The organism is Streptomyces sp. NPDC085932 (assembly GCF_044540525.1).
GTDB classification, from domain to species: domain Bacteria; phylum Actinomycetota; class Actinomycetes; order Streptomycetales; family Streptomycetaceae; genus Streptomyces; species Streptomyces levis.
In genome coordinates this window covers 1-15,159 of sequence record NZ_JBITSJ010000002.1, presented here as the reverse complement: position 1 = coordinate 15,159, position 15,159 = coordinate 1, and the positions used below count along the sequence as shown (strand labels likewise).

Below are 15,159 nucleotides of genomic sequence, written 5' to 3'. Positions count from 1 at the left end.
GCTCGGGGGCCCGAACGGCCTGCCGGCTGTGCCCGCCCGACGTCAGCGGATCTCGAGGATCTTCTCCCGCATCGCGTACACCACGGCCTCCATCCTGGAGTGCAGCTGCAGCTTCTCCAGGATGTTGCGCACGTGGTTCTTCACGGTGTTCTCGGAGATGAACAACTCCTTGGCGATGTCACGGTTGTTCATTCCCGTGGCGACGAGCTTGAGGACTTCCAGCTCGCGGTCCGTCAGGCGCGGCGCGGGCACCAGGCGGCGCTCGTCCGTGCGCTGGATCATCGACTTGAACTCCGTGAGCAGTTTCGAGGCCATGGACGGGCTGATCTGGGACTGCCCGTCGGCGACCGCGCGAATGGCGGTGGCCACCTCGTCCGTGGAGATCTCCTTGAGGAGATAGCCGGTCGCGCCCGCCTTGATGGCGTCGTAGAGATCGGCTTCCTCGTCGCTGATCGTCAGCATGATGATCTTCGCGCTGGGTGCCACCTCCTTGATGGAGGTGCAGGCCTCGATGCCGCCCCGCTTGGGCATGCGCACGTCCATCAGGACGATGTCGGGCAGCAGGTCGGCGGCCTTCTCGACGGCCTCGGCGCCGTCACCCGCCTCTCCGACGACCTGGATGTCCTCCTCGGCCGCGAGCACGATCTCCAGGCCACGGCGGAACAGGGCGTGGTCGTCCACCACGAGGACCCTGATCGGTTCCTTGCGTGGGGTCTCCGAGTCCGGGCCCATGGCGACGACGCCGTCGTGGGCATCCTCGTCACGCATCGGTCCGAAGCTGTCCGCCATCGTTCCTCCCCCTGAAGGCTGTGGCCTGTGGTCCTGAGCCATCGCCAACCCAGAGCAACGACCCACCGGTTGGGCCGTGGCCACCATGATTTCATGCCCGGACGGCGGCGAGGTGCCGGAGCGGGGCGCGAAGTGGTCGCACAGGGGTGCCCCTGGGGGCGCACACGCGCTCCAGGGGCACCCACTCCGCTGTCACCCGGCCCGGTCAGCCGCCGAGCGCACCGCCCGCGTCCGGGGAGTGCGCCTGCGTGACCATCGTGTCCGTCCGGAGGTGGATCACGCCGTAGTCGTAGGCGTGCCGTCGGTAGACGACACTCGGTTCCTTGGTCTCGGAGTCGACGAACAGGTAGAAGTCGTGCCCGACCAGCTCCATCTCGTAGAGAGCCTGGTCGAGGGTCATGGGGGCTGCGACGTGGGTCTTCTCGCGGACGACGATGGGGCCGTCACCTTGTACTTCCAGCGAGCCGATCTTCTTCGTGGGGACCGCTTCCGGCTCTTCCTCGGCGGCCGGCGCGAGGCCGTTTCCGTTCAGCGTCGCCACGCCCGGGACGTGGTCGGCGACCTCGGCGGCCGGGATCCGGCGCGCGCCACGGCGCGAGTACCGCTTGTCGTGTTGCCTGCGCAGCCGGGCTTCCAGCTTCTCCGCCGCCAGGTCGAGCGCCGCGTACGGGTCGCTCGCCGCTGCCTCCGCCCGGATCACCGGACCGCGGGAGCGGAGCGTGATCTCCACTCGGTCACAGCGGTCGGCCTGCCTCGGGTTGGGCTCCTTGGACACCTCGACGTCGAGGCTGATCACCTTGCCATCGAGCTTCTGGATCTTCTCCAGCTTCAGCTTCTCGGCCACGTGCTTCCGGAACCGCTCGGGCACCTCGGTCTTGCGGCCCTTGACGACGATGTCCACGCAGAACTCCGTTCCCGGATCACTCCGCTTCGGTGCGGAGCATCTCCCTTTTGCACCAGGTTCCGGTGAGCCCCGGAACCTCGGACTCGGTGACTTCCACCTCCTCCCCCGTGGGCGAGATCTCCACTCCACCGTCGCGAGTGATGAAGAAAAACCCGCGTCACGGCATTCGGATTTGAGAGGCGTGGCCTGCGGCTTTCCCTCTCAACCGAACATATCTCGCCCGGGCGGATGTCGTCACCCTCTACCGCGGCGTACCTCCGTTCAGGTGAATAGGCCCTCTCATTACCTGCAACGACGCAAGATCTCAGTCAGTTCCGGTTTATTTGGAAAGAGTCCGGTGATGCCGCGACCACTGCCGCGCACACCACGTCCGCCACTCCGCCGGCGCCGTCCGCGCGCGCCATTCCCTGCCGGCCGGGCCGCCGGCCCGTCCTCTCCCACCTTGATCCGACGTTCTGTTCCTCTCTGCTTTCCCAGCTCTCTCCCCCGTACACGGCCTCGGTCCACCCAGCGTTCGAAATCGGCCCCGTCACCGCCCCGTACGGCGTCCCCGCCCCGTCCCGGACCGCTCGCAGGGCCCGTGCGGCCTCCGACAGGGAAGCGCCCGTGGTCATCACGTCGTCGACCAGGACGACCGGTCCCGCACGGAGCAGCCGGGCACCTCCGGGCGCGACCGTCAGGGCGCCGGCGAGATTGTCCCGTCGCTGCCGGGAGTTGAGCCCGGACTGGTCGGCCACGGTCCGCCGGTGCCGCAGCACCCCGAGCACCCGGGCCGGGACCCCGCCGCGCCGCAGGTCCGCGGCCGCCGCGAGGGCGATCCGGCGGGCCGGGTCGTGCCCCCGGGCGCGCACGGCCCGCCGCCCCGACGGCACGGGCACCAGCAGCACGGGAGCCCCGCCGTCTCGCACCACGGCCCCGGCGCCCCACCGGACCGAGCCCTCTCGCAGCCCCGCGCGCACGGCTTGTGCCAGGGCCGCTCCCAGCGGGGCCGCGAGTGCCAGGGCGCCGCGCTCCTTGTGGGCCAGCAGCGTCGCCCGCACCTCGTCCGCGTACGCGGCCGCCGCGTGCACCACGGGCAGCCCGGGCGGCTCCGGCACCGGCCGCACCCGCCGTGCCGCGGCTGCGCCGAGCACCGCACGACACCGCGCGCAGAGCACCGTACGAGGCGCGCCGCAGCCTCCGCACTCGCCCGGCAGCACCAGGTCGCTGAGGTCCTGCCACCACCCCCGCATGCCCACCACTCTGCCGCCCCGGCCGAGGCCCTGCCACCCCTGTGGACAACCGCGGACGACTGCCTGTGGACAACGCGAACGGCATGCGGATCAGTCGGAGGCGCGGCCGAGGACGCCTCACCATGCGCGGTCCGGACCACGTCACAACACGCGGTCCGGAACCCGTCGGAGCACGCGCGCCTCACCCCGGATAGACCGGCGCCGTCCCCTCCGTGACCTTCTGCCACTGCGCACCCGTCGGCAGCCGGACGATGCCGTCCACCGAGTTCGCCACCAGCGGCAGCCCGTCGTCCTCGGCGGCGGTGACCTCCTTGACGCCGGTCAGGGCCGCGGGCGCCGGAGCGTCCGGCGTGGAGCCGTCGACCTGGACGTAGCGCATCTGCTCGACGCCCCCGTGCTCGCGCCCGACCACCACGAGCCGGCTGTCCCCGGCCCAGGACATGGCCGTGACCTCCTCCAACTCGGGGGTCGCGGAGCGCAGTTCCACCACACGGACGGCCGGCCGCTCGCCCGGCTTCTCCTCCCGCTCGATCAGCCCGATGAGCAGGGTCTTCTTGCCGTCCTTCTCCACGACCAGCGCGATGCGCACTCCGTCGGCGGCCACCCGCACGGACTGGATCCGCCCGTCCAGATGCGGCGTGCGCACCTCGATGGGATCGCCCTTGCCGTCCTCCAGGAGCAGCAGCCGGGGATCGCGCGGGTTGCGGTCCGCCACCCACAGGCCGTCGTCCGCGTCCCAGCTGGGCGTCGTCAGCCGGTCCGCCTCGCTGCGGCCCTGACTGCGCAGCACCGGCTCGCCGAGCGAACCGCCCGAGACCAGCGAGCCCACGTACAGCGACTTGCCGTCGAGGCTGACGCCCGCGGCGGTGTGCTCGTCACGTGAGACGGCCACCGATCGCAGGGCCGTGTCGCCCTCGCCCAGCGCGCCCGGCGCCGGGTCCGGCTTGGTCTCGTCGCTGCCCGCCGGGATCCGTACGAGCCGGTCCTTGCCGTCCACGAAGTACAGGTAGTCGGGGTGGCGCGCCGCGCTGCGGGAGGCCGCGGCCTCCGCCGCCTCCTGGGTGAGCGAGCACAGCTCGGTCCCGTCGGCGCGCAGCTCCACCTCGTCGACCGCGGGGCTGAGGCTCCGCAGCGTGAACAGCAACTGGGCCGCCATCTCCTCGCACCGGTTGGTGCCGATGCCCGCGGCCTTGTCGTTGAGCGGGACCGTCAGCAGGTTGCGGTCGTCAGGCGTGAGCGCGCCGGCACCCTTCGCCAGCGCCGTACCGGTGGGGAAACTCGACCTGACGACAGGGTCGAGCCACCGCGTGGGCCCGCTCAGCACCGAGCGCACCATCTGCGTCATGGGATCCACGCGCCGACGCACCCAGACCGGGTCCGCCACCGCGGTGGGCTGCGACTTCGCCCCGGCCGCCACGGTGTTCGAGGCGAAGTAGTACTTGCTGACGGACATGTAGTTGCGCTGGAAGTCCGACTGGCCCATGACGACGCCCTGCGGCAGGGCGTCGATCCGCCACTGCCCGCTCTTCTCGTCCTGGGTCAGATGCACGGTCCTGCCGTACGTCCCGGTCGCGGGCGCGTACGACTGCTGCGCGTCCACGGTGGCCACCTTGGTGCCGGTCAGCATGTACGAGATCTCGCCGGTGTCCTCACGGCCGTTCGGCCCCTCGGGCTTGGCTCCCGGCCCGTCCGTGAGCACCGTCGTGAACAGCTCCGGCCGCCAGGTCTTCGCGGCGTCGCCGGTCAGGTACTGGCGGGCCGTCTTGTAGTGCGGATCGTCGCTGGTCAGCGCCTCCAGGAAGCCCTGCACGATCTCCGAGGGCGGGGCGTCCTCCCCCGGCGGCACGGCGAACACGCGCACCTGGGTGTCCTGGCGCGGTGTGGCCTCCACGCTCCGCAGGTCCCCGCTGTCCGGCATCGACGCGCAGCCCGCCAGCACCAGGACGCCTCCGGCGGCGTACGCCATCACGCGCGCGGGCCTGTGCCGGCCGCGCCTTTCGCGGTCAGCGCCCACGAGATGCCTCCCCTTGCCTGTTCGCCTCTCCCGGCCGGTTCTCCCCGCCCGGAGCGGCCGCGCCACCGTCCGGGCGCGCTTCGCCCGTCCCGGGGCCGGCGGGGTCCCCGGGACGGCCGGAACCGCTCGCTGCGCCGTTCTCGGCGCTCTCGGCGGGACTCCCGACCCGCCCACCGCGAGCGGTCCCCGCGGAACCGCTCGTGTCGCTCTTCTCGACGGCCCCGGCCTGGCCGCTGTCCTCGTCGGGCCGCCGGGTGCCCGAGGCGGGCCGTGGCACCACGCGCGCGCCGTTGCCCGGCAGCGCCGTCGGGTCGGCCGTGGCGTCGGCCGCCCTCGGCGGTATCGGGTCCCGCTTGGCCGCCGCTGACGCCGACCCGCTCGCCGGCTGCGCCGGCACCGTCGCCCGCTTCTCGCCGTCCCCGCCGCACGGCAGACCGGCGTCGTCGAGGCCGCGGTTGCGCCGCGAGTCCTTGGGCTCCAGCGGTATCGGCGAGCCCCGCAGCGGCTCGTCCGCGGTCCTGGGCAGCGTCAGCCGGAACTGGGAACCGCCGCCCGGCTCGCCCCACGCCTGCAGCCAGCCCCCGTGCAGCCGCGCGTCCTCCAGCGCGATCGACAGCCCCAGGCCCGTTCCGCCCGTGGTACGCGCGCGTGCCGGGTCGGCCCGCCAGAAGCGGCTGAAGACGCGGGTCGCCTCGCCCGGCTTGAGCCCGACCCCGTAGTCGCGCACCGCGACGGCGACCGCGCCGCCGGCCGCGGCGAGCCTGACGACGACGTCCTTGCCCTCGCCGTGCTCCACGGCGTTGACGACGAGGTTGCGCAGCACCCGCTCCACGCGCCGGGCGTCGGCCTCGGCGACGACGGGCTGCTGGTCGCCCAGGACACGGATCCGTGTGCCCTTGCGCTCCGCGAGCGGCTCGGCCCCGCTGACCACCCGCCGCACGACGTTCCTGAGGTCTATCGGCTCCGCCTCCAGCGCCGCCGCACCCGCGTCGAACCGGCTGATCTCCAGCAGGTCCGCGAGCAGCGACTCGAACCGGTCCAGCTGGTCGGCGAGCAACTCCGCCGACCGCGCCGTCACCGGGTCGAAGTCCACACGCGCCTCGTGGATGACGTCCGCGGCCATCCGCACGGTCGTCAACGGCGTCCGCAGCTCGTGCGACACGTCCGACACGAACCGGCGCTGCATCCGCGACAGGTCCTCCAACTGGCTGATCTTGAGCTGGAGGTTCTGCGCCATCTTGTTGAAGGCCTCGCCCAGCCGCGCGATGTCATCCTCGCCGGTGACCTTCATCCGTTCCTGGAGCCGCCCGGCCGACAGCCGCTCGGCGATCCCCGCCGCCATCCGCACCGGCGTGACGACCTGCCGCACCACGAGCCAGGCGATGGCCCCGAGCAACACGACGACGAACAGCCCCGCCGTCGCCAGCGTGCCCTTGACCAGGCTCAGCGACTTCTCCTCCTGGGTGAGCGGGAAGAGGTAGTACAGCTGGTACGGATCGCCGTTCGGGTCGTTGACCTGCTTGCCGATGACCAGGCCCGGCTGGGAGTCCTTGACCTCGTTGTTGTACGTGATGCGCGTGTAGCTCTGCGCGGCCGTCGTACTGCTGCCGATCCGCTCCCGCAGATCCGCGGGCACGCTCCTGCTCCAGTCCACCTCACCGGAGGCGCGCTGTCCGCGTCCGCCGGCGCCGTCCGCGTCGGAGGCCGGGAGCGTCACCACGTCGAAGGCGCCCTGGCCACCGCTGGACAGCGAGGACACCAGATCGCTCAGCCACTGGGTGACGTTCTGCGCGGGACGGCCGTCCGCCGTGGCGACGTCGTCGCCGGTCCCGCTGGCCGCCTCGTCGGCGCGCTGCTTGGCCACCGCGAACCCGCCCGTGGCCTGGCTCTGGGACGCCTTCACCTTTGCGTCCAGCAGGCCGTTGCGCACCTGCCCGATGACCACGAAGCCCAGCAGCAGCACCACGCCGAGCGACATCAGCAGGGTCGTGACGACGACCTTGAGCTGGATGTTGCGCCGCCACAGCCGCATGACCGGCAGCAACGGCCGGCGCACCCAGCGCATGAACAGGCGGATGACCGGGCTGCCCTGGACGCCGCCCTGGAGCAGCCCGCTCTCCAGGAACCGTCCCCAGCGGGAACCGGGCTTCTTCCGCCGGACAGGCCGCCCCGGGCGGGCCCCGGACCGGCCGGGCGCCGAAGCGGCACTGTCGCCGGACATGTCAGCTCGGCCCTGCCTTGTACCCGACACCACGGACGGTCACCACGATCTCCGGCTTCTCCGGGTCCTTCTCGACCTTGGAGCGCAGCCGCTGCACATGCACGTTGACCAGCCGCGTGTCCGCGGCGTGCCGGTAACCCCAGACCTGCTCCAGCAGCACCTCGCGCGTGAACACCTGCCACGGCTTGCGCGCCAGCGCGACCAGCAGGTCGAACTCCAGCGGCGTCAGCGCGATCGACTGCCCGTCCCGCTTCACGGAGTGTCCCGCCACGTCGATGACCAGGTCACCGATGGCGAGCTGCTCCGGGGCGGGCTCCTCCGACCTCCGCAGCCGCGCCCGGATCCGGGCCACCAGCTCCTTCGGCTTGAACGGCTTCACGATGTAGTCGTCGGCGCCCGACTCCAGGCCCACCACGACGTCGACCGTGTCGCTCTTGGCCGTGAGCATCACGATCGGCACGCCGGACTCCGCCCTGATCAGGCGGCACACCTCGATGCCGTCCCGGCCGGGCAGCATCAGATCGAGCAGCACCAGATCCGGCTTGGCCTCCCGGAACGCGGCCAGCGCCTTGTCCCCGTCGGCCACGAACGACGGCTCGAAACCCTCACCACGCAGCACGATGCCGAGCATCTCGGCCAGTGCGGTGTCGTCGTCGACGACAAGGACTCGTCCCTTCATAAACGACATCATCCCATTCTCATAACGGTGGCGAAGGCAGTGGTGAGGTAGGTCACCGGCCAGTGACCATAGTCGCAGCAAGCGCTACTGTCTGCCCTCGCCCGCCCCGCTGATGATCACCTCCGACGTTCCCCGCGATGCCCCCGGCGGGCGGGGAACCGGCGTACGGCCCCCGCTCCGGCAGCCGCGCGAACCCTCAGCCCGCCGCCACCCGGCGCGACCGAGCGCACACCTCCGCCAGCGCCTCGGCCGTCACCGGCGAGACCACGCCCTCCTCCGTCACGATCGCCGTCACCAGCTCAGGCGGCGTCACGTCGAAGGCCGGGTTGTACGCCTGCGTCCCCAGCGGCGCCACGGGAATCCCGCCGCCCGCCTCCGTACCGGCCACCGGCGCCTGCGGCGCCACCAGCTCGGTCACCTCGTGCCCGGCACGCTGCTCCACCTCGATGGACGCGCCGTCCGCCGTGTCCAGGTCCACCGTCGTCACCGGCGCCACCACGATGAACGGCACGTGGTGGTACCGCGCCAGCACCGCCAGCGGATAGCTCCCCACCTTGTTCGCCACCGAGCCGTCCGCCGTGATCCGGTCGGCCCCGATCAGCACCGCGTCGACCTCACCGGCAGCGAACAGCGACCCCGCCGCGTTGTCCGTGAGCAGCGTGTACGCCATCCCGCTGCGGGCCGCCTCGTACGCCGTCAGGCGCGCGCCCTGCAGCAGCGGACGCGTCTCGTCCACCCACAGCCGCCGCAGCCGGCCCACCCGGTGTGCCGCGAGCGCCACCGCGAACGCCGTGCCCTCCCCGCCCGACACCAGCGAACCGGTGTTGCAGTGGGTCAGAATCCGGTGCCCGCCTCCGGGCAGCAGCTCGTCCAGCAGCGCCAGCCCGTGCTCGGCCATCCGCCCGCTGGCCTCGGCGTCCTCCCGGTGCAGCTGCCGCGCCGCGGCCAGCGCCGCCGCGGCTGCCTGCCGGACGTCACCGCCCTTGGCCAGGGCCGCCTCGTGCGCCGCCTGCGCCCGCCGCACCCCCACGGCCAGGTTCACCGCGGTCGGCCGGGCGGTCGCCAGCGCGGACGCTGCCTCGTCCACGTCGAAGCCCCGCACGGCGGCGAGCGCGACACCGTACGCCCCCGCGATGCCGAGCAGCGGCGCCCCGCGCACGGCCAGCGAGCGGATCGCCTCGACCAGCGCGGACGCGTCCGTACAGACCAGTTCGACCTCCTCTGCCGGCAGCCTCGTCTGGTCGAGCAGAACCAGAACGGGCCCCTCCGGTGGCTCTTCCCAGCGGATCGCCGGGATCTCGGTCGGCCGCTTGTCGTCGCCGCTGTACGCGTACTGATCAGCCATGCGATCAGTCTGCCCCCAAACGAGCGGACAATTGAAGGTACGCAGCCCGGACCGCGGCCGGTCACACCAAGACCACCCCATGGCACGATGGCTGCCAACCTGCCGCCGCGACCGCGGACGGGCACCGTGAAGGAGCGACGATGAACGACACTCCGGGCTGGGCCTCGCCCGGATCCGCCCCGTCCGACGGGCAGAAGCCTGACGCGTCCGGCCCTGCCGAGCCCGCGGACCGCCCCGGTCCCGCACAACCCGCCGACCAGCCGGGCCACGCCCCGCAGGGCCCCGGCCCGCAGTGGTCCAAGGAGCAGCCGCCACCGGCCCAGTGGTCCGCCCCCAGCGCCCCGACCGGTCCCGGTCAGGCACCCCCGCCCCCGCCGCCCGGCCCGGGCTGGGGCACCCAGCCCCCCGGCGGCTACGGACCCGGCGGCCCGGGCGGCTACGGACCCGGCGGCCCTGGAGGCCCCGGTGGCCCCGGCGGGTACGGCCCCGGCTACGGACACCCCGGTGGCCCCGGCGGCTGGGGCAGCGGCTGGGGCGGCCCCCCGCCCGCCGCCAAGCCCGGCGTGATCCCGCTGCGCCCGCTCGGCGTCGGCGAGATCCTCGACGGCGCGGTCTCCACCATGCGCACCTACTGGCGCACCGTCCTGGGCATCTCCCTCACCGTCGCCGTCCTCACCGAGATCATCGTCGTGCTGTTCCAGGGCCTCGTCCTGGACGACTCCAGCACCGACGCCCTCAACGACCCGAGCGCCACCCTCAGCGAGCTGAGCCGCGCCATGGGCGACGCGCTGCTCAACTCCACCGTCATCTTCGTGATCTCCCTGGTCGGCACCGTCATCGCCACCGCCCTCCTGACGACCGTCACCAGCCGGGCCGTGCTCGGCAAGCCGGTCACCATCGGCGAGGCCTGGCGCGATGCCCGCCCGCAGATCGTCAAGCTGTTCGGCCTCATCTGCCTGCTGCTGCTCATCACCGCGGGCGTCGTCACGGCCGGCACCCTGCCCGGCATCCTCGTCTCCCTCGCCGGCAGCACCGGAGCGGGCGTCGCCCTCACCGTGCTGGGCATCATCGGCGCCGGCATCGCCGCCCTGTGGCTGATGATCCGCTTCTCGCTCGCCTCGCCCGCCCTCATGCTGGAGAAGCAGGGCATCAAGAAGGCGATGAGCCGCTCCACGAAGCTGGTCCGGGGCACCTGGTGGCGGATCTTCGGCATCCAGCTGCTCGCCACGATCATCGCCAACGTCGTCGCCTCGATCATCGTCATCCCCTTCACCTTCCTCGCCGGGGCCCTCAGCGGCGACGGCATCACGGGCTGGCTCAACTCCGGTGTCGGCGACCTCGGCTGGACGTTCCTCATCGTCAGCGGCATCGGCTCGGTGATCGGCTCCATGATCACGTTCCCGATCACGGCCGGCGTCACCGTGCTCCTCTACATCGACCAGCGCATCCGCCGCGAGGCCCTCGACCTCGAACTGGCCCGCGCCGCCGGTGTCCAGGGCTACGGCCCCACCGCCCCCGGCGCCACCCCGGGGAGCTGATGCGGTGAGCTCGGCGGGGGACCTTCTCACCACGGCGCTGCCACGCGCCGCCCTACGGACGCTGCTGCGGGCCGGCGACACCTCCGCGCTGTCGCCGGCCCTCTCCACCGACGAACCGCCCCTCACCGTCCCGCGCGACCCCGCGCGCGAGGCGGCTCGCCGCGAGCTGTCCAAGCGGATGTACCACGAGGACGACCCCAGCCTGTTCCAGCGTGCCCTCGACGCCTTCTGGGACTGGCTCGGCGAACTCCTCAACGCCGCTTCGACCGCCACGCCCGGCGGCACACTCGGCCTGGTCGTCATCGTCCTGGCCGTCGTCGCCGTCCTGGCCGCCCTCTGGTGGCGCCTGGGCACCCCGCGCCGCCAACCCGCCTCGTCCGCCACCCTGTTCGACGACCGCCCGCGCAGCGCCGTCGACCACCGCGCCGCCGCCGAGGCACACGCCGCCCAGGGCCACTGGAACCAGGCCGTCCAGGAACGCATGCGCGCCCTCGTCCGCGCCCTCGAGGAACGCGCACTCCTCGATGTCCGCCCCGGCCGCACCGCCGACGAGGCCGCGGCCGAAGCCGGCCGCGCCCTGCCCGCCCACACGGACCGACTGCGCACGGCCGCCCGCGACTTCGACGACGTCACATACGGCGGCCGCTCCGCGACCGAGCAGTCGTACCACCGCATGGCGGAACTCGACCGCGACCTGGAACGCACCAAGCCCCAGCTCGCGGCAAGCAGCGCGAGCACGGCCCCCACCACCCGCCAGGGAGCCGCCGAATGACCACCGAGGCCACGCTCCCCTCCACCTCGGCCTCGCCCACCGCCCGCCAGTTGTGGACCCGCACGCGCGGGATCGCGCTCGCCCTCGTGGTGCTCGTCGCCGGAGCCGTCGCCATCGCCGTGATCCGCTCCGACGCCCGCCACGGCGAACTCGACCCGCGCTCCGCGGACCCGGGCGGCAGCCGCGCCGTCGCCGAACTCCTCGCCGACCGCGGCGTGGACACGCGCGTCGTCACCACCCTGGACGAGGCAGCCGCCGCGAACGGCCCGGACACCACTCTCCTGGTCGCCGTCCCGGACCTGCTGACCCGCGGTCAGCAGTCCCGGCTGCACAAGGCGTTCGCCGGCTCCGGCGGCCGCACCGTCCTGGTCGCACCCGGCAGCGCCTCCGTCGAACGACTCGCCCCCGGCGTCACCGCGGACCCCGCCACCAGCCTCGACGCGACGCTCTCCCCCGACTGCGCCCTGCCCGCCGCCCGCCGCGCCGGCCCCGCCGAGACGGGCGGCGTCCGCTACACCACCACCCACCTCGACGCCGACGAGTGCTACCCGAGCGAACGCCTGGCCACCCTCCTGCGCATCCCGGCCGACCGCGCAGACGGCGACACCGTCGTCCTCGGCGCGCCCGACATCCTCGTCAACGACCGCCTCGACGAGCAGGGCAACGCCTCGCTCGCCCTCCAACTCCTCGGGTCCCGCCCCCATCTGGTCTGGTACCTCCCCTCGCTCTCCGACACCTCGGCCACCGCCACCGACGAGGAGCGCGGCTTCTTCGACCTGCTCCCCTCGGGCTGGCTCTGGGGCACCCTGCAGCTCTTCATCGCCGCAGCCCTGGCCGCCCTGTGGCGGGCACGCCGACTCGGCCCGCTCGTGCCCGAAAGACTCCCCGTCGCGATCCGCGCCTCGGAAACCGCCGAGGGCCGCGCCCGCCTCTACCGCAAGGCCGACGCCCGCGACCGCGCGGCCGACGCTCTCCGCTCCACCACACGCACCCGCCTCGCCCCCCTCGTCGGCGTCCCCGTCACCCAGGCGCACACGCCCGAGGCCCTGCTCCCCGCCCTGTCCACCCGCCTCCACGGCGACGGACACGACCCGCACACCCTGCTCTTCGGACCGCCACCCGGCGACGACGCAGCACTCATCGCACTCGCCGACCGACTCGACGCCCTCGAAAGAGAGGTACGCCGTCCATGATGGACCCGACCACTGACAACGCCGGGCAGACCGGGGACCCGGGCACCGCCCGAGCCTCCCTGGAGGCCCTGCGCGCCGAGATCGCCAAGGCCGTGGTCGGCCAGGACCCCGCCGTGACCGGTCTCGTCGTCGCCCTGCTCTGCCGCGGCCACGTCCTCCTCGAAGGCGTCCCCGGCGTCGCCAAGACCCTCCTGGTCCGCGCCCTCGCCTCCGCCCTCGAACTCGACACCAAGCGCGTCCAGTTCACCCCCGACCTCATGCCGAGCGACGTCACCGGCTCCCTGGTCTACGACACCCGCACCGCCGAGTTCTCCTTCCAGCCCGGCCCGGTCTTCACCAACCTCCTCCTCGCGGACGAGATCAACCGCACGCCTCCCAAGACCCAGTCGTCCCTCCTGGAAGCCATGGAGGAACGCCAGGTCACCGTCGACGGCACGCCCCGCCCGCTGCCCGACCCGTTCCTGGTGGCGGCGACGCAGAACCCGGTCGAGTACGAGGGCACCTACCCCCTCCCGGAAGCCCAGCTGGACCGCTTCCTCCTCAAACTCACCATCCCCCTGCCCTCCCGCCAGGACGAGATCGACGTCCTCACCCGCCACGCCGAGGGATTCAACCCCCGCGACCTCAAGGCCGCCGGCGTACGCCCCGTGGCGGGCCCGGCCGACCTGGAGGCCGCCCGCGCCGCCGTCGCCAAGACGACCATCTCCCCCGAGATCACCGCCTACGTCGTCGACATCTGCCGCGCCACCCGCGAGTCGCCGTCCCTCACCCTCGGCGTCTCCCCCCGCGGCGCCACGGCCCTCCTGGCCACCGCCCGCGCCTGGGCCTGGCTCACCGGCCGTGACTACGTCATTCCCGACGACGTGAAGGCCCTCGCCCTCCCCACACTCCGCCACCGCGTCCAGCTCCGCCCGGAGGCCGAAATGGAAGGCGTGACCGCCGACTCGGTCATCAACGCGATCCTCGCCCACGTCCCCGTCCCCCGCTGATGGCACTCACCGGACGCGCCGCCCTCCTCGCGGCCCTGGGCTCCCTCCCGGTCGGCATCTGGGAGCCCGGCTGGACGGGCATCCTGGCGGTCAACGCACCGCTGGCCCTGGCCTGCGCCTGCGACTTCGCCCTGGCCGCTCCCGTACGCCGCCTGGGCCTGACCCGCTCCGGCGACACCTCGGTACGCCTGGGCGAATCCGCGGACGTCACGCTCACGATCACCAACCCGACCCGCCGCCGCCTGCGCGCCCACCTCCGCGACGCATGGCCCCCGAGCAGCTGGCAGCCGGGCACGGAAACCACCGCGTCCCGCCACCGCCTCACCGTCCCCCCGGGCGAGCGCCGCCGTGTCACGACCCGTCTGCGCCCCACCCGCCGAGGCGACCGCCAAGCGGACCGGATCACCATCCGCTCCTACGGCCCCCTCGGCCTCTTCGCTCGCCAGGGCACGCACAAGGCCCCCTGGACGGTACGGGTCCTGCCCCCGTTCACCAGCCGCAAGCACCTGCCCTCCAAGCTGGCCCGCCTGCGCGAACTGGACGGCCGCACCAGCGTGCTCACCCGCGGCGAAGGCACCGAGTTCGACAGCCTGCGCGAATACGTCCCCGGCGACGACACCCGCTCGATCGACTGGCGTGCCACGGCCCGGCAGACAGCCGTAGCCGTCCGCACCTGGCGCCCCGAACGGGACCGCCACATCTTGTTGGTCCTCGACACGGGCCGCACCTCCGCCGGCCGCGTGGGCGACGCACCCCGCCTCGACGCCTCCATGGACGCGGCCCTGCTCCTCGCCGCTCTGGCGTCCCGCGCGGGCGACCGCGTCGACCTCCTCGCCTACGACCGCAGGGTCCGCGCCCTCGTCCAGGGCCGCACGGCAGGCGATGTCCTCCCGTCCCTGGTCAACGCGATGGTCACCCTCGAACCCGAACTGGTGGAAACGGACGCCCGGGGCCTCACGGCCACGGCACTGCGCACGTCCCCCCGCCGTTCCCTCATCGTCCTGCTCACCACCCTGGACGCGGCCCCCATCGAAGAGGGCCTCCTCCCCGTGCTCGGCCAGCTGACCCAGCGCCACACGATCCTCGTGGCCTCCGTGGCGGACCCCCATATCGCCGACATGGCCAAGGCCCGCGGAAACGTCGACTCCGTCTACGAGGCCGCCGCAGCCGCCCACGCCCAGTCCGAACGCCACCGCACGGCGGAACAACTCCGCCGTCACGGTGTCACGGTCGTCGACGCCACACCGGACGACCTGGCGCCGGCCCTCGCGGACGCCTACCTCGCTCTGAAAGCAGCAGGACGCCTCTAACCGCCCATTCGACGGATCCCGAAAGGGGCCGGAAACGCGAAAAGGCCCACACCATAAGGTGTGGGCCTTTCCCAATGATTGTTCGGCGGCGTCCTACTCTCCCACAGGGTCCCCCCTGCAGTACCATCGGCGCTGTAAGGCTTAGCTTCCGGGTTCGGAATGTAACCGGGCGT

The 15,159-nt window shown here is 72.8% G+C and carries 12 protein-coding genes and 1 rRNA gene; 5 read left to right on the top strand and 8 right to left on the bottom strand.

The window, feature by feature from the left end:
• Positions 1-42: 42 nt before the first annotated feature.
• The 7 genes from ACIGAQ_RS09315 to mtnA form a co-directional block, all read right to left on the bottom strand.
• Complete coding sequence (locus ACIGAQ_RS09315; protein WP_311688346.1) at positions 43-789, bottom strand: response regulator transcription factor; 747 nt, start codon at positions 787-789, stop codon at positions 43-45.
• Between the two features lie 205 nt (positions 790-994).
• Positions 995-1,690, bottom strand: coding sequence for a ribosome hibernation-promoting factor, HPF/YfiA family (hpf, locus tag ACIGAQ_RS09310; RefSeq protein WP_311688345.1), 696 nt, complete (start codon positions 1,688-1,690; stop codon positions 995-997).
• A 311-nt stretch (positions 1,691-2,001) separates the two neighbouring features.
• Positions 2,002-2,925, bottom strand: coding sequence for a ComF family protein (locus ACIGAQ_RS09305; protein ID WP_399780772.1), 924 nt, complete (start codon positions 2,923-2,925; stop codon positions 2,002-2,004).
• Between the two features lie 181 nt (positions 2,926-3,106).
• A complete protein-coding gene (locus ACIGAQ_RS09300; RefSeq protein ID WP_362275475.1) occupies positions 3,107-4,939 on the bottom strand; it encodes an LpqB family beta-propeller domain-containing protein in 1,833 nt (610 codons plus the stop codon).
• Positions 4,929-7,160, bottom strand: coding sequence for an MtrAB system histidine kinase MtrB (mtrB, locus tag ACIGAQ_RS09295; protein WP_399780769.1), 2,232 nt, complete (start codon positions 7,158-7,160; stop codon positions 4,929-4,931). The genes ACIGAQ_RS09300 and mtrB overlap by 11 nt, the downstream gene beginning before the upstream one ends.
• A 1-nt stretch (position 7,161) precedes the next feature.
• Positions 7,162-7,851, bottom strand: a complete 690-nt coding sequence (gene mtrA, locus ACIGAQ_RS09290) for a two-component system response regulator MtrA (protein WP_009188938.1) — start codon at positions 7,849-7,851, stop codon at positions 7,162-7,164.
• A 184-nt stretch (positions 7,852-8,035) separates the two neighbouring features.
• Positions 8,036-9,184: an S-methyl-5-thioribose-1-phosphate isomerase gene (mtnA, locus tag ACIGAQ_RS09285; RefSeq protein WP_311688341.1), complete on the bottom strand. Its 1,149-nt coding sequence runs from the start codon at positions 9,182-9,184 to the stop codon at positions 8,036-8,038.
• Positions 9,185-9,324: 140 nt separating this feature from the next.
• Here mtnA and ACIGAQ_RS09280 point away from each other — a divergent pair, with 140 nt between their 5' ends.
• Genes ACIGAQ_RS09280 through ACIGAQ_RS09260 form a run of 5 tightly spaced genes read left to right on the top strand, consistent with a single transcriptional unit; the run spans position 9,325 to position 14,986 of the window.
• Positions 9,325-10,722, top strand: a complete 1,398-nt coding sequence (locus tag ACIGAQ_RS09280; protein WP_399780764.1) for a glycerophosphoryl diester phosphodiesterase membrane domain-containing protein — start codon at positions 9,325-9,327, stop codon at positions 10,720-10,722.
• Positions 10,723-10,726: 4 nt separating this feature from the next.
• Positions 10,727-11,494, top strand: a complete 768-nt coding sequence (locus tag ACIGAQ_RS09275; RefSeq protein ID WP_399780761.1) for a DUF4129 domain-containing protein — start codon at positions 10,727-10,729, stop codon at positions 11,492-11,494.
• Positions 11,491-12,687 carry a DUF4350 domain-containing protein gene (locus ACIGAQ_RS09270; RefSeq protein ID WP_399780758.1) on the top strand — a complete coding sequence of 399 codons (1,197 nt, stop codon included), beginning with the start codon at positions 11,491-11,493 and terminating at the stop codon, positions 12,685-12,687. The genes ACIGAQ_RS09275 and ACIGAQ_RS09270 overlap by 4 nt, the downstream gene beginning before the upstream one ends.
• The gene (locus ACIGAQ_RS09265; protein WP_311688337.1) at positions 12,687-13,676 is read left to right on the top strand and encodes a MoxR family ATPase; all 990 of its coding nucleotides are present in this window, start codon (positions 12,687-12,689) and stop codon (positions 13,674-13,676) included. Before ACIGAQ_RS09270 ends, ACIGAQ_RS09265 begins: the two co-directional genes overlap by 1 nt.
• Positions 13,676-14,986, top strand: a complete 1,311-nt coding sequence (locus ACIGAQ_RS09260) for a DUF58 domain-containing protein (protein WP_399780755.1) — start codon at positions 13,676-13,678, stop codon at positions 14,984-14,986. Before ACIGAQ_RS09265 ends, ACIGAQ_RS09260 begins: the two co-directional genes overlap by 1 nt.
• 80 nt (positions 14,987-15,066) lie before the next feature.
• On the opposite strand, the gene rrf is transcribed toward ACIGAQ_RS09260, so the two are convergent.
• Positions 15,067-15,159, bottom strand: a 5S ribosomal RNA gene (rrf, locus tag ACIGAQ_RS09255); the annotation flags it as partial.

What these genes read in the sequence shown, in the direction of transcription:
- ACIGAQ_RS09315 (WP_311688346.1), bottom strand. Translation starts at nt 789, where the DNA reads ATGGCGGACAGCTTCGGACCGATGCGTGACGAGGATGCCCACGACGGC.
- ACIGAQ_RS09305 (WP_399780772.1), bottom strand. Translation starts at nt 2,925, where the DNA reads ATGCGGGGGTGGTGGCAGGACCTCAGCGACCTGGTGCTGCCGGGCGAG.
- mtrB (WP_399780769.1), bottom strand. Translation starts at nt 7,160, where the DNA reads ATGTCCGGCGACAGTGCCGCTTCGGCGCCCGGCCGGTCCGGGGCCCGC.
- mtrA (WP_009188938.1), bottom strand. Translation starts at nt 7,851, where the DNA reads ATGATGTCGTTTATGAAGGGACGAGTCCTTGTCGTCGACGACGACACC.
- mtnA (WP_311688341.1), bottom strand. Translation starts at nt 9,184, where the DNA reads ATGGCTGATCAGTACGCGTACAGCGGCGACGACAAGCGGCCGACCGAG.
- ACIGAQ_RS09280 (WP_399780764.1), top strand. Translation starts at nt 9,325, where the DNA reads ATGAACGACACTCCGGGCTGGGCCTCGCCCGGATCCGCCCCGTCCGAC.
- ACIGAQ_RS09270 (WP_399780758.1), top strand. Translation starts at nt 11,491, where the DNA reads ATGACCACCGAGGCCACGCTCCCCTCCACCTCGGCCTCGCCCACCGCC.
- ACIGAQ_RS09265 (WP_311688337.1), top strand. Translation starts at nt 12,687, where the DNA reads ATGGACCCGACCACTGACAACGCCGGGCAGACCGGGGACCCGGGCACC.
- ACIGAQ_RS09260 (WP_399780755.1), top strand. Translation starts at nt 13,676, where the DNA reads ATGGCACTCACCGGACGCGCCGCCCTCCTCGCGGCCCTGGGCTCCCTC.